This is a genomic window from Dawidia cretensis, assembly GCF_018598175.1.
Taxonomy (GTDB): domain Bacteria; phylum Bacteroidota; class Bacteroidia; order Cytophagales; family Cyclobacteriaceae; genus Ohtaekwangia; species Ohtaekwangia cretensis.
Window position 1 is genome coordinate 1 of the sequence record NZ_JAHESE010000049.1, and the last position, 20,432, is coordinate 20,432.

The following is a 20,432-nucleotide window of genomic DNA, read 5'->3' on the forward strand; positions in this document are numbered from 1 at the left end:
AGGTTAACGCTTCCCACTATCAAGGTGCGTTCGGGACTTACACCCTAGAGTTCGCGCCCATGCCGGGCGCACACAAAGAAGGGTGCCTCTTGTGAGGCACCCTTCTTGTTTTATAGACGTGCGGTGACTTAAAACCTCGCTGCCATCAGCAGCTCGATGTTCTTATACTTCAACCCGAACTTACGCGCTACGTTTTCATTGGTCAAGCCACCTTTATAGGTGTATACGCCTTTCATAAACCATTTATGCGAAAAGATCATGGCTTCTACACCGCCCTCTTCCGCCGCCCGCAAAATGGTTGGCGTAAAGATATTGCTCAGCGCGTTGGTCGCCGTGTGGGCTACCCGCGAGGCCACGTTTGGAACGCAGTAGTGGATGACGTCGTGCTTGCGGAATACCGGCTTGCTCAGCGTGGTGATCTCGGACGTCTCTATGCAACCGCCCTGATCGATACTCAGATCGATAATAAGCGAATCGGGTTTCATGCGGCTTACCATCTCTTCCGTTATGACCTGACGCGCACGACCTTTCTCAGCCCGCAGCGCGCCAATCACTACGTCGGCTGTCTTCAGGGCATCGCCTAACGTATACGTATCAATGGTAGAAGTATATACTTGCTGGCCCAACAGGTGCTTGATGCGCCGCAGCTTGTAGAGATGGTTGTCGTAGATCTGTACTTCCGCGCCGAGTCCCAGGGCCGCCCGTGCGGCATACTCGGCCACCGTGCCCGCACCGATGATCACTACCTTTGTCGGCGGCACGCCGGTAATGCCCCCGAGGATAATGCCTTTACCGTTGTTATTGGTACTGAGGTATTCGGAGGCAATCAACAGCACGGTGCTCCCCGCAATCTCGCTCATCGCGCGAATGATGGGCATGCCTCCTACTTTGTCTTCAATGAATTCGTACGCCAGCGCCGTTACTTTCTTTTTCAGCAGACCTTGCAGGCTTTCCGCCCGCAGGTGTCCGAGCTGCAAGGCCGAGATCAGGGTCTGGCCCGCGTGCATCAGCTCGATCTCTTCCTGTGTGGGCGGCTCGATCTTGAGAATGACGTCGGCCTGGTATACTTCCTGCGGCGAGTAGACGATCTTCGCCCCGGCGTCACTATACTGTTTGTCGGTAAACTTCGAGCCGAGACCGGCCTTGGTCTCTACCCATACATCGTGCCCGTTGTTGACCAACAATGCCACGGCATCGGGGGTTAGGCTAATGCGGTTCTCTTGTAAGGATATCTCTTTGGGCAGGCCAATAAAAAAAGCGTGTCTGCGCTTCCGAACTTCCAGCGTCTGCTCCTGCGGAACCAGGCTACTCTTGGCAAGCGCCTCAAAGCCCGTTTTTTTCTTCTCGGTCATGTATAGAAATCGCTATAGTACGTTGTGTTTCGTTATCGATAGAGAGGGTTACGGAGGCAACCTTTACGGGTATCAGGCCGGGAATCTTCTCGGGCCACTCCACCAAACAGGGATAGCCCGAGTAAAAGTATTCTTCCGCGCCAATATCAAAAGCTTCTGCTTCACTTCGAATTCTGTAAAAATCAAAATGAAAGACCTTCTCCACTCCCACCGCGGCATATTCGTTGACGATCGAAAAGCTCGGACTGCTCATCGCATCCGCTACTCCCAACGCCCGGCATACCTCTTTAATAAGGGTTGTCTTACCAGCCCCCATTTCGCCATAAAACAGCCAAACCGGTACCTGCTCCATATGTCGGGCGATCTCTGCTCCCACGTCTTTTAATGCTTCCCGGTCTACCTGGCGGTAAACCTTACCCCCTCCGGTCATCACACATTCTTCGAAGTTAAGAAAATTACAGGAATGATCATCTCTTCCAGGCTTATCCCCCCGTGCTGGAAGGTGTCTTTATAGAAATTAACGTAATAATTATAGTTGTTGGGGTATGCAAAGAACTGGTCCTCCGTAGCAAAGACATACGATGTAGAAACATTCAATTTCGGGAGGAACAGCTTGTCCGGCTTGGTGACGTGCATCACCTTGTCGCCGTCAAAACCCAGGTTTTTACCTTGCTTATAGCGCAAATTCGTGTTCACCGTGCGGTCGCCAATGATCTTAAACGGCCGCTTCACGCGGATCGTGCCGTGGTCGGTCGTAATGACCACCTTCACATCGCGCTCGGAGATCTTCTTGAGAATGTCGAGCAGCGGCGAATGTAACAACCACGACTTGGTGATAGAACGGTACGCCGACTCGTCGGGCGCCAGCTCGCGGATCATGGCCATGTCCGTGCGTGCGTGCGAAAGCATATCCACAAAGTTGTACACAATCACGTTCAGATCGTTCTGGAAGAGATTGTTTACGGTATCGGCCAGGCTGCGGCCCTCCTCCATGTTTTTGATCTTGTGGTAAGACGTCTTGATATTCAGGTTGTTCCGGCGCAATTGCTTGATCAGGAACTCCTGCTCGAAATTATTCTTACCCTCCTCTTCGTCGTCGCCTACCCACAGGTCCGGATTGGTCTTGGCCATCTCCGACGGCATCTGGCCTGAAAAGATGGCATTTCGCGCATACCCGGTAGTCGTAGGCAGGATCGAATAATAATTTTCTTCCTTTTCGATATTAAAGTACTCGGCAATGACCGGCTCGATCACTTTCCATTGGTCTATGCGCAAGTTGTCGATCAACACCATAAACACGGGCTTGCTGCCCAATTCGGGGAATACCTTGCGCTTCATAAGCTGGTGCGACATCACCGGCTTGTCCGCTTTCGTGTCGTTCAGCCACGATTCATAATTGCGGATGATAAACCGGGCAAAATTGGCGTTGGCCTCGGTCTTCTGCATGTCCAGCACGTCACCCATTTCCTGGTTGTCGGGCTGGTCCATCTGCAGCTCCCAGTGCACCAGCTTTTTATAGATGTCTGCCCACTGCTCGTGGTTCATGTCATCCATAAAGGCCATGCTGATCTTGCGGAATTCCTGCTGATAGTTCAGGTTGGTCTTCTCGATCACCAGGCGCTTGTTGTCCAGAATTTTCTTCACCGACAGCAGTATCTGGCTGGGATTCAGGGGTTTTATCAGATAATCGGCAATCTTGGAGCCGATCGCTTCTTCCATGATATGCTCCTCCTCGTTCTTGGTGATCATCACCACAGGCAGGTTGGGCTTATTGGTTTTTATCTGGGCAAGGGCTTCCAGGCCCGACATGCCGGGCATGTGTTCGTCCAGGAACACCACGTCAAAATGCTTCTCATCACACTTCTCTACGGCGTCGGTAGCGTTGTTGACCGGGGTTATGTCGTAGCCACGCTGTTCTAAAAAAAGGATATGCGGTTTCAACAAGTCTATCTCATCGTCCGCCCACAAAATGCTGTATCTTTGCATGGCATATTTTTTTTCAATTTAACATTTACTTTGAAGTTCGGGTTTCAAAGTTCTAGGTTTATCGTTAAAACGGAAACAATCGGGCCTGGAACCCTTATACTGTAAACATCAGCAATACCCCATGCGTGTAGTAGGCGAAATTCCACACCCTGATTGCAAAATCACCCTCTTTTCCTGGAATAACCGGTATCTGATCAAGTTTGAATGCGGCCTTTTGGAGCAAACGTTCAAGGTGGCCGAATATGACGTCTTACAAGAGTCAGACCTGTATACCCTGGTGGATGAGTCCTTTATACAAGAAACATTGGCCCGCTTTGACGCCATGAATACGAGTTTCCGCACGCGGCTGCAGGTTATCAGCTAAAACCATCCCCTCCCCCCGGGTACCTACAACTCGAACTTTTCACTTATTTTGCACCCCCGATGGAAGTCGTAGAAAAGAAAAATAAGAATAAGAAATACAAGCCCATCCTGGAGGATATACCCGATTGGCCGGTGTACCAGCTGAGCAAGAACCGCAAGGAATTTATCGAAAGCGTAGCCCAAAAGTCGCTCGCCCAGATCAAGGAATTGCGTCCTACTACCAAACAGCTGCTCGACGAGCTCCAGACTACCGTATACCGTGAGCAGCAGCGCATGAAGCGCAACCGCTGGCGCGTAGACCCCGTAGATGAGCCCGCCTTCTGGGCAGCTATTAAAGACGAGCTCGTGGGCCTCGACGTCAAACCGTCCGAAGAAGCGCAACCCAAGGCGGAAGAGCTGATGCGCCGCATTGTGATGCGCTATGCCAACGAAATTGCCGGCAACTTCAAAGCCAGCTCGTATAAAGTCACCCGCGAGATCGTCAAGTTCTGGTTCGCACGCCTGTTGAACGGCGCCCGTGTCAAAAAATTCGGCGCCTTCTTCCGCAACCGCTACACGCTGCGCGACAAGATCCACATTGTCGGCAAAGCCAAACACCTGCGCAACCTGGCCTCCAAAGGCACGGTCATTATGGTGCCCACGCACTTCAGCAACCTGGACTCTATCCTTATCGGCTGGGTGATCCACTCGCTCGGTCTGCCCGCCTTCATCTATGGCGCCGGACTGAACCTGTTTAACATCAAGATCTTTGCATACTTCATGAACAGCCTGGGGGCATACAAGGTAGACCGGCGGAAAAAGAACCTGCCCTACCTGGAAACGCTCAAGCTATACTCCACGCTCGCCATCCAGAAAGGCGCGCACAGCATCTTCTTCCCGGGCGGCACACGCTCGCGGTCAGGCATGCTTGAAAAACAGCTCAAGCTGGGTTTGCTAAGCTCTACCATCGAGGCGCAACGCATGCTATACATGGATACGCCTCCGGGCGAAGAAGTTCGCAAGATCTTTATCGTACCCGTCACGCTGAACTACCACTTCGTACTCGAAGCGCCAGACCTGGTGGACGATTACCTGTCGGTAAAAGGCCAGGAGCGGTATCTGCCCGAGCAAGACAAGTATGGCAGCTGGCAACTGCTGCAGTTCCTCTTCAAGTTCTTCACCAAAGGCTCTAACATTTCCGTTTCCATTGGCCGCGGCGTCGACATCATTGGCAACTACGTGGATGACAACGGCAACAGTCTCGACGCGCAGGGCCGCGTGATCGACACGCGCGACTACTTTGTCAGCGACAACCGGATCACGATCGACAAACAACGCGAAGACGAATATACCCGCATGCTCAGTCAAAAGATCGTGTCGGAGTATCATCGCATCAACCGCGTGTTTGCCAGCCACCTGGTGGCGTTCGTAGCCTTTGAGATGTGGCAGAAGATGCATGCCAAGCTTGACTTGTTCGGCTTGCTGCGTTTGCCGGAAGAAGACCAGGTTATATCGTACGAAGAATTCCGCGAGGCGTGTAAGCGCGTGCGCAAACAGATTTATGTCCTGAAGGCGGAAGGCAAAGTATACCATGCCACGCACCTGAAAGGCAACATCGACCTGGTAATTCGTCACGGCCTCGATAATGTCGGCATCTTCCATTTGAAGCGGCCGCTATTGCTTAACAAAGAAGGCAACGTCATTACCAAAGACTTTAACACACTTTATTATTATCACAACCGGCTTGTTGGCTATGACCTCGAAAAGTTTATCTGACGATAAACCGGTGGGCGTTATTGGCGCCGGCAACTTTGGTAGTGTGGTCGCCAACCTGTTGGCACAACACCGCCAGGTGCTGCTCTATGCCCGCGACCCAAAGGCTGTGGAGCACATCAACACCTATCGCGAAAACCGCGGGCACACCATGCTCGCCAACGTGCGTGCTACCAGCGACCTGACGGAAATTGCCAACATGTGCGATGTGATCTTCCCCATCGTACCGTCGCAGCACTTCCGCTCGGTTATACGCCAGCTGTCGCCGCACCTGCACCCGTACCACATCCTGATCCACGGCACCAAAGGCTTCGACCTGACGCTGCCCGAAGGCCAGACCATTGAGAATACCACCAAGCTCAACCGCAGCCACGTGAAGACTATGAGCGAAGTGATCATGGAAGAAAGCGTAGCCGTGCGGGTCGGCTGCCTGGCGGGGCCCAATCTCTCAAAAGAATTGGCGGCGGGCCATCCGGCGGCAACGGTTATTGCCAGCCACTTTAACGAGGTGATCTCACTGGGCAAGCGTATGCTGCGCAACGAGCAGTTCCAGGTATATGGCAACAACGACACGGTGGGTGTAGAGCTCGCCGGCGTATTAAAAAATATTATCGCCATTGCCGCCGGTGCCCTCAGTGGCCTGGGCTATGGCGAGAATGCCAAGGGTTTGCTCATCAGCCGCGGTATGGTCGAGATGATCTACCTGGGCCGTGCCCTGGGCGGCAACACCAAGGCCTTCCTGGGCGTAGCCGGCGTAGGCGACCTGGTCACCACCTGCAACAGCTCCCTGAGCCGTAACTTTACCATCGGGTCGCGCCTGGCCAAGGGGGAAACGTTGCAAGAGATCCTGGCCACGACCGACGAAGTGGCCGAGGGTATCAATACCATCCGCATCGTGAAGAAATGCGCCGACTACTACAAAGTACGGGCCCCCATCACCAACACACTGTACCAGGTGCTGTTTGAAGACCTGACCGTACACCAGGCCCTGCGTTATCTCATGCGCTACCCGCTGAACGTCGACATCGACTTCATCTGATTGGGGGATTTGCGCAAATAAGGCCCGTTTGGCATTGATATGAGGATATTTTGAAGTAGAATTATAATAGCCCTTATAGAGCTATTACAATTCTATTTCAATGCTATATCAATACTATGTCGATACTATTATATATCCGAAGTATCCCACCCGTCGCTGTGGGATTTTGGGCACGGTGGCGCCCAAAATGTGTCGCTAAATCGGAGACTTTCTTACACCTTACTTTTCCGGTCCGCGGGCAAACCACCGGGTCGGAAACGCGGATCATTTATCCGGGTTTGTGTAATACCAGAAGAAACAATCACGCTTTTTAGCGCGATATTCGTCAATAACCCGATGAACATTTCAGATCTTTAGCACCGCATCTCCCCCCGTTAAACGTCATTACGACACCCTTACTGTCATTCGCCGGCAAAACGAACGTGTTAGGCGACGACACAGGCAGAAGTGCGACTTTCCTACTCACCAAATCCTTCATTTTCGGCGACTAAACTTACATCTGCATGTTGCCTTTGTAGAGTTGTTATACCACCCGAAGAAATGCTGTTAATCTTGTATGAAGAAGTGAGTGAACCCCAAAACCTATACTTTATCTAACTACTACCATGAAAAAAACGGTTGAGTTTTTACGATCCGAGGCCTTCGTGTTTTTGACCCTGTTGGCGGTCATTACATCGCAGGTAGTGCACACGATGCACCTCTTTGAAACTGTGAGAGTGTTTGATCTGAGCTTCGAAGTGAATGGCGAAAGAATTACGGCCCCCAACTGGGCGCACGCTTTCGTTTTCGCGATTGCCATCGAGTCGGCGATCCTGATGTTTATCCTGAACGGAAAACGTCTTCCGTCGAAGATTTATGCAATCGGATCGTTGTTAACCAACCTGTTGTATTATAAAGCCTGGCAACTGCCGCTCTCAGGCATGGCTGCCAGCGTACTGATCAGCTCCATGCTGGCCGGTTCCATCTGGTTCTTCTCTGACCTGTTTGCCGAGAAAGTTGACGCCCCACGAATGAAGGCCAAGACTTCTGACGAGGAGGACAACCTGAAAGATCTCTTGGCCGAGGAAACCCGCAAGATTACCTTTAAGACTACTATGCCGGCAAACGCCCGGTAACTTAGATATTAGGATTAGGAATAGGTTAATGATTATATGCAGATGGTGTGCCGCAAAGGCGTCACCGTCTGCATATTCTTGTTTTAGTCCGTGCTGACGTCTTTTAGGATCACCCGCAGCTCATTCAACATCATCGCCGTCGCGCCCCAGACAACCTCCCCTTCGATCTCAAAATGCGGCGCCATCATGCGATACTGCCCGGCCGCTAAGATCTCTTTTTTCAACACAGCTTCCTCCCTCAGCAAATCAAACAAGTCGCCATAGATTATCCCCGCCGTCTCATATGGATCGGGCTTGAACACAATCGGTCCGTGCATGGCAGCGACAATGGGCGTCACGGTAAAGTTGCTGGCGATGACAAAGAACTCCGTCAGTGCGCCCAGCACCTCAGCCTGGCTGCGGTCCAGCCCGATCTCCTCCTCTGCTTCGCGTAGCGCCGTCTCCACAACGGTCTCGCCCGCCTCTGCCTTGCCACCGGGCAAACTGATCTGCCCGCTGTGGGCACCCGCATAGGTCGCTCGCCTGATCAGCGGAAACTTCACGATGCCATCCTCCGGATAGAGCAAGATCAACACGGCACCCGGCCGTGGTGGCGTTTTATGGTCCAGCTTGGGGCGCCAGCGGCCGATGGGTTCTGCCCGCATCAGGTCGTGGGCGCTATGCCCGGGCAAAGGCTGCCGCAGGTGTTCACGCAAGTCGTTGATGAAGGACGCGAAGTTCATGGCATTTTACAGTAATTGCGTACGCTCTGATCCGGTAGCTCTCCCTGGACGGCAGCCAACTGAAATTGCTTACACGCAGCGTCCCGGTCGCCCATGAGCCAATGGGCTTCGCCCAGGTAGTAATGAATCTTTTCAACAAAAGGATCGGCCTTCTCCGCGCGCTGAAAAAGCCGCAACGCTTCCTCTGGCTTTCCGCTCAGCAGGTAATAGATGCCTTTGTTACGATAAGCCCACCCGTTGTAGGGGTCTATTATGATGCTGGCGTCGATATAGGCGCGACCCGTTTCGAGGTCACCCTTCATTAACAATACATAGCCGTAGTTGTTGATGAAGTAGGCGTCATCAGCCTTATCGCCCACCGCGTGCTCAAGCAATTTTTTTGCCTCGTCGTATCGACCCTGGTCCGCCGCGACCATGGCTTTTGCATTAAAAACATTGGCGTCGGTTCCTTCCTGGTCGACATCCAGCACTGCGTCAAAAATCTGGTTTGCGCTGTCGTATTGTTTCTTATAATAATATAACGTGCCGATATTTACCTGGATCTCTGTATTTCGCGGATCCAATTCACGCGCACGTCTGAACGACTTCATCGCGTCGTCAAACTTCCGAAGCTTGGTATATGTCAACCCCTTCGCAATGTGCAACGCGACGGTGTCCGGTTTCATCTTCTCGACATGCGACAAATCGTCTAACGCCCGGTAATATTCGTGTACCTCATATGCCGCATTGGCACGGTTCAGGTAGGCTTCCCAGTATCCTGGGCGACAACGCAGCGCTTCGTCATAACTATCGAGCGCTTCCGTAAATTTTCGTTGTTGGTAATACAGGCTGCCCAGATTGTTCCAGGCATCGGCGTAACACGAGTCCAGTTTAATGGCTTCGCGAAAATAGCGCTCGGCCACGTCCAAGTTTTGCAGCTTCACCATCTCGTTTCCTTGAATCAAATGCCGCTGCATACGCGTCTCGCGGCTGTCGCTACAGGCGGCCAGCAGCCAGACTCCCCAAACACACCAAACAAACTGTCTCATCATCTCTACTTATAGACTGCCTTTGTAGCAGCCGCCAATGTTACATCAAAATCCGTAAACTTCAGACTACAAACGTCACCGGGGCCGCACTAACAAGCAGTAGGAAACCCCTTATACAACGCCGTATACGCAAACAACACTTGTAAGGGTCAAAAAATTTACGCGGCGGCTTTGACTTATCAACTCTATTCTTGTTATTCGCAGGACAATAACTATGATTAACAAAATCACCATCGGCTTTCACCACCACCATCATGTACTCTACACGGTGCGTGGCATAGCCTATTGATGATTCTCTAAGAATACAAAATGTACAAGGCTTGTCACGATGTGACAAGCCTTTTTTATTTACCAACACGTATGACTACGCTACTTCGAATCGCCATTCAAAAATCCGGACGCCTGCAAGAAGGCTCATTGGAGCTGCTCAAAGAGAGCGGCCTCTCCATCAGCAACGGTAAAGACCAGCTGAAAACGCAGGCCCGTAATTTCCCGGTAGAGGTACTCTTTCTCCGCGACGACGACATCCCGCAATACGTCGAAGACCAGGTAGCCGATGTCGGCATTGTGGGCGAGAATGTGTTTGCCGAGAAGAAAAAAGACAATCAACTGATCAAACGCCTGGACTTCTCTAAATGCCGTTTGTCCATGGCCGTTCCCCGCGGCGAAAATTATACCGGTGTGCAGTGGCTGCAAGGAAAAAACATCGCCACCTCCTACCCGAACATCGTCAAAGATTTCCTGGCCAAACACAATGTCCAGGCCGGCATTCATGAGATCAGCGGCTCGGTGGAAATTGCACCGGGCATCGGACTCGCCGACGCCATCTGCGACATCGTCAGCACCGGCAGTACACTGCTCAGCAACGGCCTGCAAGAGGTGGAGATCGTGATGCAGTCGGAAGCCGTCATCATTGCCAGCCCCACGCTGTCGCCCGAAAAACAAAAGATCCTCGACAAACTGCTGTTCCGCATAGAGGCGGTAAAAAAAGCCAAGAACAGTAAGTATATACTGTTGAATTGCCCCAACGAGTCGATCGAAAAGATCACCAACGTCATACCCGGCATGAAGAGCCCCACCATTATTCCGCTGACACGCGCGGGCTGGAGCTCCTTGCATTCCGTGGTAGACGAAAATGATTTCTGGGAACGGATCGACCAACTGCGCGAGCTTGGTGCCGAAGGCATCCTGGTTGTGCCGATCGAAAAGATGATTGTATAACCCGTCACACAACACACCATGAAGACCTATACCAACCCGACACCCGACACCTGGGCCGACCTCTGTCAGCGTCCACAGCTCGAGCTCGAGTTCCTGGAAAGCTCTGTGCGCAATGTCTTGAACCGTGTCCGGAAATCCGGCGACGAAGCATTGCTTGAGCTCACCGCACAGTACGACAAGGTGCAGCTGCAGACCCTCAACGTCAGCGCCGCCGAAATAGAGGCCGCCGGCCGCACGCTGCCCGAAGCATTAAAAGAGGCCATCCGCACCGCGGCCGCAAACATTGAAAAGTTCCATGCCGCCCAACGGCGCGACGTACTGAAAGTAGAGACCACACCCGGTGTACGCTGCTGGCGCAAAGGCGTCGCCATCGACAAGGTAGGCATCTATATCCCGGGAGGCTCGGCGCCACTCTTCTCGACCGTGCTGATGCTCGGTATCCCCGCGCGCCTGGCAGGCTGCCGCGAAGTAGTACTTTGCTCGCCGCCCGACAAGACCGGCGCCATCAATCCCGCCATACTCTTTGCCGCCGCGCACGTCGGCATTACCCGCATCTGCAAAGTGGGTGGCGCACAAGCGATCGCCGCCATGGCCTACGGCACCGCCAGTGTACCCAAAGTATATAAGATCTTCGGCCCCGGTAACCAGTACGTTACGAAGGCCAAGCAGCTGGTGCAAGAAGAAGGCCTGGCCATCGACATGCCCGCGGGCCCTTCCGAAGTATTGGTCCTGGCAGACGAAACAGCCGAGCCGGCATTTGTTGCCGCCGACCTGCTTTCACAAGCCGAGCACGGCGAAGACAGCCAGGTAATGCTCATACTGAACGACGCACGCTTGCTCGCCCCGATCGAAACCGAGATTGCCAACCAATTGGAACAACTGCCGCGCCGCGACATCGCCCGCAAGGCGCTTGCCAACAGCCGCGTCGTGATATTGTCCGATCGCCAAAAGGCCCTGGACTTCGTCAACACCTATGCGCCCGAACACCTCATTCTCAACATCGCACAGGCCGACGCAGTCGCCGGCGACGTGATCAATGCAGGCTCGGTGTTCATCGGCAATTATACCCCGGAGGCCATGGGCGACTATGCTTCGGGCACCAACCACACGCTGCCGACCAACGGCTTTGCACGCGCCTTTGCCGGCGTGTCGCTGGAAAGCTTTATGAAGTATATCACCTTCCAGGAAGTAAGCCCTGCCGGCATCCGTGCGCTCGGCCCGGTGGTGGAGCTCATGGCCGAAGCCGAGCAGCTGGAAGCACACAAAATGGCCATTCGCGTACGCCTTGACAAGCTGGCCACCAACCCCTGACCTACCGTATGAGTAAGAAAAAAACATTTCCTGATATCAATACCCTGGTGCGGAAGAACATTCTCACCATGAAGCCCTATTCATCGGCCCGCGACGAGTTTAAAGGCGAGGCCGATATATACCTGGATGCCAACGAAAACCCCTACCAGTCGCCATACAACCGGTACCCCGACCCGTTGCAACGACGCGTAAAGGAAGAGCTGGCCACCGTCAAAGAAGTACGCCCCGAGCAAATCTTCCTGGGCAACGGCAGCGACGAAGCCATCGACCTCATCATTCGTGCCTTCTGCGAGCCCAACCAGGATTCGATACTTATTACAGAGCCCACCTACGGCATGTACTCGGTGTGCGCCGAAGTAAACGCCGTAAACGTACAGCAGGTACTGCTCACCCCGGACTTCGACCTCGACCTGGAAGCCTTTCCCAAAACATTCGACGCCACCACCAAGGTGATCTTCCTCTGCAGCCCGAACAACCCCACGGGGAACCTCCTGAGCCGCGACAAGATCCTCGAAGTATTAAAGCGGTTTTATGGATTGGTCGTGATTGACGAAGCGTACATCGACTTTGCCAAAGGCAAAAGCTTTCTGCAAGAGCTGGACAAATATCCCAACCTGGTCGTGCTGCAAACATTCTCCAAGGCCTGGGGCCTGGCCGGTCTGCGCCTCGGTATGGCCTTCGCTTCGGAAGCTATCATCAACGTCCTCAACAAGATCAAGTACCCCTACAACGTAAACATCCGTACGCAAGAGCTTGCGCTCGATGCACTCGAGAACCGGCATGTGATGGAAGACTGGGTGAAGCAGATCGTGCAACAGCGCGCGAAAGTGATCAAAGCCCTGGAGAAGCTGCCCATTACCAAAAAGGTATTCCCGACCGACAGCAACTTTGCGCTGGTGCGCGTACAGGATGCTCCCGCAACCTATAAATACCTGTTGGATCAGAAGATCATCGTCCGCGACCGCTCACGCGTCGTGCTGTGCTATAACTGCCTGCGCATAACCATCGGTACTCCCGAAGAAAACGAACGCCTCCTCAACGCCCTGGAAGAATTATGAAAAAAGTATTGTTTATAGACCGCGACGGCACGCTGATACTCGAACCACCCGACGAGCAAATCGACTCGCTGGAAAAGCTGGAATATTACCCCGGTGTATTTACCTGGCTCGGTAAAATTGCCGCCGAAGGCCACTACGAGCTGGTGATGGTCACCAACCAGGACGGCCTCGGCACCAGCAGCTTTCCGGAAGACACCTTCTGGCCGGCGCACAACCGCATGCTGCAGACGTTCACCAACGAGCAGATCGTCTTCCCCAAGATCTTTATCGACCGCAGCTTTGCGCGGGAGAACAAACCCACACGCAAGCCCGGTACAGGCCTGCTCACGGAGTTCCTGACGGGTGAATATGACCTGGCCAACTCCTACGTCATCGGCGACCGCGCCACCGACGTCGAGCTCGCACGCAACCTGGGGGCAAAGGGCATCCTGTTAAACAACGGCAGCCTGCAAGAGAAGCTCGACAGCCAGGGCCTTACGCCCTACTGCGCGCTTGTCACCACGCAGTGGAAAGACATCTATACACTCCTGGCGGCACCACCCCGTAAGGCTACCGTAAAGCGTACGACAAAGGAAACCGACATCGACATTGTCATCAACCTCGACGGCAGCGGCAAGTCGTCCATTCATACCGGCCTCGGCTTCTTCGACCACATGCTCGACCAGCTCGCCCGCCACGGAAACATCGACCTGGAGATCCGCGTGAAGGGCGACCTGCACATCGACGAGCATCACACCATTGAAGATACTGCCCTCGCCCTGGGCGAAGCGTTCCTGCAAGCCCTCGGCGACAAACGTGGCATTGGCCGCTATGGCTTCTGCCTGCCCATGGATGACTGCCTGGCGCAAGTGGCCATCGACTTCGGCGGCCGCCCCTGGATCGTGTGGGATGCCGAGTTCAAGCGGGAGAAGATCGGCGAGATGCCTACAGAAATGTTCTACCACTTCTTCAAGTCGTTTTCCGATACCTCGAAAAGCAACCTGAACGTCCGTGTGGAAGGCACCAATGAGCACCATAAGATCGAAGCCATCTTTAAGGCTTTTGCAAAAGCCATTCGCATGGCGATTAAAAAAGAAGGCGACCAACTGCCCTCTACAAAAGGAACACTGTAATAAACACGCGGGCCCCGAATCATGAAGCTTGTCATCATTAAATACAACGCCGGCAACATTCAGTCCGTGTCCTTTGCTCTCGAGCGACTCGGTGTAGACTTTACCATCACCGACCAGGCCGAGGCCATACAGCAGGCCGACAAGGTAATCTTTCCGGGCGTAGGCGAAGCCAGCACCACTATGCGTTACCTGCACGACAAAAAGCTCGACGCGGTCATTCGCGGCCTGCGCCAACCCGTGCTCGGCATTTGCCTGGGCATGCAGCTCTTGTGCAAACACTCCGAAGAGAACGACACGCCCTGCCTGGGCATCTTCGACGAGACCGTGAAGCGCTTCGAGCCGCAGCCCGACAAGAAGGTGCCCCACATGGGCTGGAACAACCTGACCCTGACTGCCAACAGCTGGCTGGACCCTGCGATCGAAAACAAGTTCGCTTACTTCGTGCATAGTTACTATGTTCCGGTCACTGCGCACACCAGCGCGTTGACAGAATATACTGTACCGTTCAGCGCGGCCATGCACCGTGACAACTTCTATGCGGTACAGTTCCACCCCGAGAAATCGGCCGAAGCCGGCGTACTCGTACTCCAAAGCTTTTTGAACGTCTAACCCCTCCTGCTCCGTGAGAATTATACCCGCCATCGATATCATAGACGGAAAGTGCGTACGCCTGACACAGGGCGACTATGCGCAAAAAAAGATATACCACGAAAATCCGCTCGACGCCGCACGCGCCTTTGAAGATGCGGGGCTGCAATACCTACACCTGGTGGACCTCGACGGCGCCAAGGCCGGCAAGGTCATCAACTGGGAAGTAGCCGAAATGCTTACGAGCAAGACGTCGTTGCAAATCGACTTCGGCGGCGGCATCAAAACCGACCGCGAAGTAAACGACCTCTTTGCCCTGGGCATACGCCAGGTAAACCTGGGCAGTATCGCGGTAAAAGAACCCGAGAAAGTCGCTGCCTGGATTGAGACCTTCGGTGCAGAACGCATTATCCTGAGCGCCGATGTAAAAGACGAACGCATCGCCATTGCGGGCTGGCAGGAAAATGCGCCCATCAACATCACCCAGTTCTTGCGCAACTATGTGCAGTTTGGTATTGAATATGTAACGTGCACCGACATCCGTACGGACGGCATGCTGAGCGGCCCCAACCTGGAGCTTTACAAAAGACTGCTCCTCAACTTTCCACAGCTGGCCTTGATTGCGAGTGGCGGTGTGAGCTGTTTGGAAGACCTGCGACAGCTTAAGCAAATTGGTGTCGACGGCGTCATCGTCGGCAAAGCCATTTACGAAGGAAGAATTACCTTACAAGAATTAACCACGCTCTGACCGTGCTTACAAAACGTATCATACCCTGTCTCGACATCAAAGACGGCCGCACTGTAAAAGGCGTCAACTTCGTTAACATCCGCGATGCGGGCGACCCGGTAGAGCTCGGCGCGCGGTATGCCCAGGAGGGCGCCGACGAGCTGGTGTTTCTCGACATCTCTGCCACCGACGAGCAACGCAAGACGTTTGCTTCGCTGGTGCGCGACATCGCCCGGCACATCAACATTCCGTTTACGGTCGGCGGTGGCATCAGCAGCGTGGCCGACGTGGCGCCCCTGCTCGAAGCCGGTGCCGACAAAGTAAGTATCAACTCGGCCGCGGTGCGCAACCCCGGGCTGATCGACGAGCTGTCGCGTGCCTTCGGCGCCCAGTGCATTGTACTGGCCATCGATGCCCGCAAAATTGACAACGCCTGGGTGGTGCATACACATGGCGGCAAGAATGCTACCGACAAAAAGCTCTTTACCTGGGCCAAAGAGGGCCAGGAGCGCGGTGCCGGCGAGATCCTCTTCACCAGCATGGACCACGATGGCACAAAGACCGGCTTTGCCAACGACGCACTAAGTAAACTGCATACGCTTCTGCAAATACCGGTCATTGCTTCGGGTGGCGCCGGTGCAGCAGAACATTTTATGGATACCTTTATACTCGGGCAGGCCGATGCTGCTCTTGCCGCCAGTATCTTTCACTTCGGCGAAGTAAAACTTCCCGACCTCAAAGGGTATCTGCGCCAACGCGGCATCAGCATCCGGTAATCCCATCACGATCGTTACAACACCATGACAACACTACCTACTATAAATTTCACCAAGCTCGACGGCCTCGTGCCGTGCATCGTACAGGATACCCGCACCCGGCGCGTGCTCATGCTGGGCTTCATGAACCAGGAGGCCTACGACAAAACTATCCGCGACAAACGCGTAACCTTCTTCAGCCGCAGCAAGCAACGGCTCTGGACCAAAGGCGAAACATCGGGCAACTTCCTGGAGCTTGATGAAATCCTCCTCGACTGCGATCAGGATACGGTATTGATCAAAGCTTCACCGAAGGGTCCTGCCTGTCATACGGGCGCCGACACGTGCTTTCAGGAGACCAACGATCATCCCTTCGACGTGCACACGCTCGAAGCCATTATACTCGACCGCAAGGCTAACCCACGCAAAGGCTCCTACACCAACAGCCTGCTCGACCTCGGCATTAACAAAGTAGCACAAAAGGTGGGGGAAGAAGCCGTCGAGCTGATCATCGAGGCCAAGGACAATAACAAAGACCTATTCCTCGGCGAAGCTTCCGACCTGCTGTACCATTACCTGGTATTGCTCGCGGCGAAAGGCTACACGCTCGACGACGTATTGGACATACTGAAGAAAAGACATCAAAAGTAAATGCTACCTGCTCAGAACCGGATGTCGGCATACTCGCCGGCGGAATACGTGCGGCAGGAAAGCCGACCCTTGAGCGCATCGGGTTTGAACAACGACTTGCCCAGCAGCATGCGCACACATTCCTGTATACCCTCCGTAATGGACGGGTGCGGATGTACACATTCTGCCAGCTCTTCAATGCCTTTATCCATAGAGATCAGCAACGCCACGGCCTGAATAGCGCTGGAGGCCTGATTGCCGATCACTTTCATGCCGAGGATCTTCATGTTCTCGTCATTCATTACCAGCAGCTTGATAAAGCCCTGTGTATTGCGCTTGGCAATGGCACGCGGAATACAGCTATAGTCAAGCGTCACTACTTTGTAGTCGATACCACGTTCGCGTGCTTGCGTTTCGTTTAGCCCCACGCCGGCCACCTCGGGATTGAGGAACATGATCGTACTGATGTTTTCATACAACAGCTTGCGGTCAGGACTGCCAAAGATTTTCTCGACAGCGTACCGTCCTTCCAGCTCGCCCACGTTCACCAACGAGATGTCGGCGGTAATGTCGCCCACGGCATAGATATTGGAAATATTGGTTTGTGTGTCGTTGTCTTCAATGCCGCGTTTTGAGATGGTGATATTGACGCTGTCGTCCCACAGATCTTCGTAGTTAGGCACCCGCCCCACCGCGACCAACGCCTTCGCGACGTTGAACACCGCTTTGCTGCCATCGTCATATTCCAACTCGTATTCCACACGTTCGTGTTTCACTTCCATGCGTACCAGCCGCGAATTACGGTGTATCAACACGCCACTGTTTTCCATGTTACGCTCGATCACGCGCACGATGTCTTCGTCTTCAAACGGCAGGATACGGTCGCCTTTGTCGATCAGGTGTACTTTGGTCTGACCGAAACCAGAAAAGATGGTAGCATACTCGCAACCAATAACACCCGCACCAACAATCACCATGCTCTCTGGAAAATCATCCATCGTCTCCACGCCTTCGCTGGTCATGACATACTTCTCGTCGATGGGTAATTCGGGCAGGTAACGCGGACGGCTACCCGTCGCCAGGATGATGTTGTCTGTCCAAACCACCTCGCGGCCAAACAGGGCATGACTAATCTCCACCTCGTTTTGACTTAACAGACGCGCAACGCCTTTCTTAAACGACAGTAGCCCCGCGTAGTGCGAATCTTGTATCAGGTGTAAGTGCTCTTCCAGCATACCCATACGCTCACCCACGGCGCGCACGACCTCGGCTTGTATCTCCTTATAGTTAATGCTGGGGGCCTCCAGATTAAACCGTCGCAGGTTCTTGCGGAAAGAGGCCGTTTCGCGGGAAAGCTCCCACCAGGTTTTAGACGATAGGGCTCCGTTGGTAACGCCCGCACCGCCAACGTTGTTTTTCTCGATCAGCAGTACTTTCTTCTTAAAATCCAATGCGCGCATAGCCGCAGCATATCCCGAAGGTCCTGCCCCGATAACAACCAGGTCATATTTTTCCATAAAAAACCAAAAAAGACAATGATTTGTACACAAGATACGGTTTACCCCGTGGGTTCAAAACGGGATTTACCTAAAAATCAATCTTCTTAAATACCGTGAAAACCCCCTCGCGCACTTCTGTACATTTATTCTTAGATTTGGTCTCTAACCGCACCAGGCCCCAAGCCGTATGAGTCTCATCCATCCCGTATTATACGTAGGGCAAAAATTTGTCGGCACGGCTGCGGACAAGCGCGGGGTCATTCTTTCCAACGCCATCAGCCTGAGCCTGCTGGGCTTGAGCCTGATACTATTTGTATTCTACTACATCTGGTTTGACTGGAACTTTGTTACGATCGCCATACCCTGTGTAGGTTTGCTGGCCTGCGTCAGCATACTATTAAACGCCATGGGCCACACGCACGGCAGCCGTGTATGGATTTGCCTGCTGATTCCCGGTCTCATCACAGCGTTGTCTATTTATTCCAAACAGATTTATTACGCCAGCCAGGAAGAGCTCGATTATTTTACCTTCCGGTTTATCGTCCTGGGTACCTGCTCCTTTCCCTGGATCTTCTTTTCCATCCGAGAGAAAAAATATCTCATCGGCTGTGCCCTGGCCGGCCTGAGCATTCTGATGTTGTTTGATCCGCTACACTCTGCTTTTGGTGTAGGCTACAACAAGCCCTATATGTCCATCGAGATGTATTACTTTACCAACATTGTAATCTTCATCTCGTATTGCATCCTCATCAGCGCGCTGGCCTTTCTGAAATGGGTATCCGAGAAAAACGAGCAGCGCAGCCTGGACCTGATCGAGGAGCTACACCAGGCCAACGAATTGCTGACCGAAAAGAATGCCGAGATCGAAGCCCAAAGCGCCGAGCTGCAAGCCCAGAGCGACGTGTTGCAGAACAATCAAAAAGATCTCGTCAACGCGTACGATATCATCCAGGAACAGAAAGAACGACTCTTCTCAAAGAACCAATTGCTTTCGACCGAGCTCCTGGCCAAAAATAAAGATCTGACCGACACGAACAGCGAGCTGATCAAACACAACAACGAGCTGCGGCAGTTCTCCTATACCGTGTCCCACAACCTGCGCGGCCCGGTCGCCAGCCTGCTGGGCCTTGTCGACCTGGTGGCTCCCGAGAAATTCCAACCCGAAGATGCCGAGGTGATGCAGCACATTCGCATTTCCGCCGAAAATCTGGACACCATCATAAAGGACCTCACGAAGATCATCGACATTCGCCACGACATCTTCAAGATCCGTCAGAAGATAATTTTACAGAACGAAGTACACGACACGGTACAGCTATTGCAAAAAGATGTTCACCAGCATAACATCGAAATTCGCACAAACTTTACGGCATGTCCGCATATTTATTCCGTAAAGCCGATGGTGCATAGTATATTATATAACCTGCTGAGCAATGCTATTAAATACCGCTCGCCGGAGCGGCCACCGGTCATCGAGGTCAGCGCCCGCGAAAGCGATCGCTATACCGTGCTGGAAGTCCGCGACAACGGCATGGGCATGGACCTGAAGCAACACAAAGACAACATCTTTAAACTGTACAAACGCTTCCACTTCCACACCGAAGGCAAAGGCCTGGGCCTGTACCTGGTGAAGCTACAAGCCGAAGCGCTCGGCGGCACCGTAGACGTGGAAAGCGAATTGAACCGGTTCACAACGTTCAAAGTCTACCTGCGCAAGCCCGACGACGTCGAGCGCCAGATCCTGTACAAAGAGTCCTATGCCGAGATCTTCTTTGATGCCCGTTTGAATGCAACCGGTGTTATTTGGGCCGGACCCGTTACCGGCGAGCAATACCGCCATGCGTATCGCAAGTGTCTCGACTTTGTCAAGACCTATAACTCGCCCAACTATATCGCCGACATCTCGCGGCAGGGTCATATCGAAGACAGTGACCTGCAATGGATGCTCGACAGCATTCTGCCCGAAGCCGCGCGCAACGGCCTGCGTCGCATTGCCACGATCCGGCACGACGCCGAAGACGAACACGTCCAGGAATATATGCGCCGCATAGCCGAACAGCTCTTGACACTGAACATCATTAGTCGCTATTTCCGCACGTTTCAGGAAGCCACGGCGTGGCTGGAACAGGAAAATGAGCTGCTGTCACTCAAAAGCGCCAACACCAGAAGGTAAA

Annotated in this window: 19 protein-coding genes; 13 read left to right on the plus strand and 6 right to left on the minus strand. The window is 53.4% G+C overall.

What is annotated here, in order from left to right:
• Positions 1-128: 128 nt before the first annotated feature.
• Genes KK062_RS27675 through porX form a run of 3 tightly spaced genes read right to left on the minus strand, consistent with a single transcriptional unit; the run spans position 129 to position 3,338 of the window.
• Positions 129-1,352, minus strand: a complete 1,224-nt coding sequence (locus KK062_RS27675; RefSeq protein ID WP_254087634.1) for an alanine dehydrogenase — start codon at positions 1,350-1,352, stop codon at positions 129-131.
• Positions 1,324-1,782, minus strand: coding sequence for a tRNA (adenosine(37)-N6)-threonylcarbamoyltransferase complex ATPase subunit type 1 TsaE (gene tsaE, locus KK062_RS27680; RefSeq protein WP_254087635.1), 459 nt, complete (start codon positions 1,780-1,782; stop codon positions 1,324-1,326). The genes KK062_RS27675 and tsaE overlap by 29 nt, the downstream gene beginning before the upstream one ends.
• A complete protein-coding gene (porX, locus tag KK062_RS27685) occupies positions 1,782-3,338 on the minus strand; it encodes a T9SS response regulator signal transducer PorX (RefSeq protein WP_254087636.1) in 1,557 nt (518 codons plus the stop codon). The genes tsaE and porX overlap by 1 nt, the downstream gene beginning before the upstream one ends.
• Positions 3,339-3,459: 121 nt before the next feature.
• Here porX and KK062_RS27690 point away from each other — a divergent pair, with 121 nt between their 5' ends.
• From KK062_RS27690 to KK062_RS27705, 4 genes are all read left to right on the plus strand, one after another.
• Positions 3,460-3,702, plus strand: coding sequence for a hypothetical protein (locus tag KK062_RS27690; RefSeq protein ID WP_254087637.1), 243 nt, complete (start codon positions 3,460-3,462; stop codon positions 3,700-3,702).
• 59 nt (positions 3,703-3,761) lie between these two features.
• The gene (locus tag KK062_RS27695) at positions 3,762-5,456 is read left to right on the plus strand and encodes a 1-acyl-sn-glycerol-3-phosphate acyltransferase (protein ID WP_254087638.1); all 1,695 of its coding nucleotides are present in this window, start codon (positions 3,762-3,764) and stop codon (positions 5,454-5,456) included.
• Entirely contained in the window at positions 5,434-6,492 is a 1,059-nt protein-coding gene (locus tag KK062_RS27700) for an NAD(P)H-dependent glycerol-3-phosphate dehydrogenase (RefSeq protein ID WP_254087639.1), read from the plus strand. The genes KK062_RS27695 and KK062_RS27700 overlap by 23 nt, the downstream gene beginning before the upstream one ends.
• A 605-nt stretch (positions 6,493-7,097) precedes the next feature.
• On the plus strand, positions 7,098-7,607 hold the full coding sequence (locus KK062_RS27705) for a hypothetical protein (RefSeq protein ID WP_254087640.1): 510 nt from the start codon (positions 7,098-7,100) through the stop codon (positions 7,605-7,607).
• Between the two features lie 83 nt (positions 7,608-7,690).
• Here KK062_RS27705 and KK062_RS27710 read toward each other — a convergent pair whose 3' ends face one another.
• Together KK062_RS27710 and KK062_RS27715 are read right to left on the minus strand one after the other, a co-directional pair.
• Entirely contained in the window at positions 7,691-8,329 is a 639-nt protein-coding gene (locus KK062_RS27710; RefSeq protein ID WP_254087641.1) for an NUDIX hydrolase, read from the minus strand.
• Positions 8,326-9,360 (minus strand): tetratricopeptide repeat protein, encoded by a 1,035-nt coding sequence (locus KK062_RS27715; RefSeq protein WP_254087642.1) that lies wholly within the window; start codon positions 9,358-9,360, stop codon positions 8,326-8,328. Before KK062_RS27715 ends, KK062_RS27710 begins: the two co-directional genes overlap by 4 nt.
• Positions 9,361-9,717: 357 nt before the next feature.
• On the opposite strand from KK062_RS27715, the gene hisG reads away from it, so the two are divergent.
• The 8 genes from hisG to hisIE are packed head-to-tail and all read left to right on the plus strand — an operon-like array spanning position 9,718 to position 16,780.
• Positions 9,718-10,578: an ATP phosphoribosyltransferase gene (hisG, locus tag KK062_RS27720; RefSeq protein WP_254087643.1), complete on the plus strand. Its 861-nt coding sequence runs from the start codon at positions 9,718-9,720 to the stop codon at positions 10,576-10,578.
• Between the two features lie 18 nt (positions 10,579-10,596).
• Positions 10,597-11,889, plus strand: a complete 1,293-nt coding sequence (gene hisD / locus KK062_RS27725) for a histidinol dehydrogenase (protein WP_254087644.1) — start codon at positions 10,597-10,599, stop codon at positions 11,887-11,889.
• Between the two features lie 8 nt (positions 11,890-11,897).
• Entirely contained in the window at positions 11,898-12,947 is a 1,050-nt protein-coding gene (gene hisC, locus KK062_RS27730; RefSeq protein ID WP_254087645.1) for a histidinol-phosphate transaminase, read from the plus strand.
• Entirely contained in the window at positions 12,944-14,059 is a 1,116-nt protein-coding gene (gene hisB / locus KK062_RS27735; RefSeq protein WP_254087646.1) for a bifunctional histidinol-phosphatase/imidazoleglycerol-phosphate dehydratase HisB, read from the plus strand. The genes hisC and hisB overlap by 4 nt, the downstream gene beginning before the upstream one ends.
• Before the next feature lie 21 nt (positions 14,060-14,080).
• On the plus strand, positions 14,081-14,668 hold the full coding sequence (gene hisH, locus KK062_RS27740; protein WP_254087647.1) for an imidazole glycerol phosphate synthase subunit HisH: 588 nt from the start codon (positions 14,081-14,083) through the stop codon (positions 14,666-14,668).
• Between the two features lie 13 nt (positions 14,669-14,681).
• Positions 14,682-15,395 carry a 1-(5-phosphoribosyl)-5-[(5-phosphoribosylamino)methylideneamino]imidazole-4-carboxamide isomerase gene (hisA, locus tag KK062_RS27745; protein ID WP_254087648.1) on the plus strand — a complete coding sequence of 238 codons (714 nt, stop codon included), beginning with the start codon at positions 14,682-14,684 and terminating at the stop codon, positions 15,393-15,395.
• A 2-nt stretch (positions 15,396-15,397) separates the two neighbouring features.
• The gene (gene hisF, locus KK062_RS27750) at positions 15,398-16,150 is read left to right on the plus strand and encodes an imidazole glycerol phosphate synthase subunit HisF (protein ID WP_254087649.1); all 753 of its coding nucleotides are present in this window, start codon (positions 15,398-15,400) and stop codon (positions 16,148-16,150) included.
• A 24-nt stretch (positions 16,151-16,174) separates the two neighbouring features.
• Positions 16,175-16,780: a bifunctional phosphoribosyl-AMP cyclohydrolase/phosphoribosyl-ATP diphosphatase HisIE gene (gene hisIE / locus KK062_RS27755; RefSeq protein WP_254087650.1), complete on the plus strand. Its 606-nt coding sequence runs from the start codon at positions 16,175-16,177 to the stop codon at positions 16,778-16,780.
• 11 nt (positions 16,781-16,791) lie between these two features.
• Here hisIE and KK062_RS27760 read toward each other — a convergent pair whose 3' ends face one another.
• Positions 16,792-18,276, minus strand: a complete 1,485-nt coding sequence (locus KK062_RS27760) for a dihydrolipoyl dehydrogenase family protein (protein ID WP_254087651.1) — start codon at positions 18,274-18,276, stop codon at positions 16,792-16,794.
• A gap of 169 nt (positions 18,277-18,445) precedes the next feature.
• Here KK062_RS27760 and KK062_RS27765 point away from each other — a divergent pair, with 169 nt between their 5' ends.
• Complete coding sequence (locus tag KK062_RS27765; RefSeq protein WP_254087652.1) at positions 18,446-20,431, plus strand: sensor histidine kinase; 1,986 nt, start codon at positions 18,446-18,448, stop codon at positions 20,429-20,431.
• Position 20,432 lies beyond the last annotated feature (1 nt).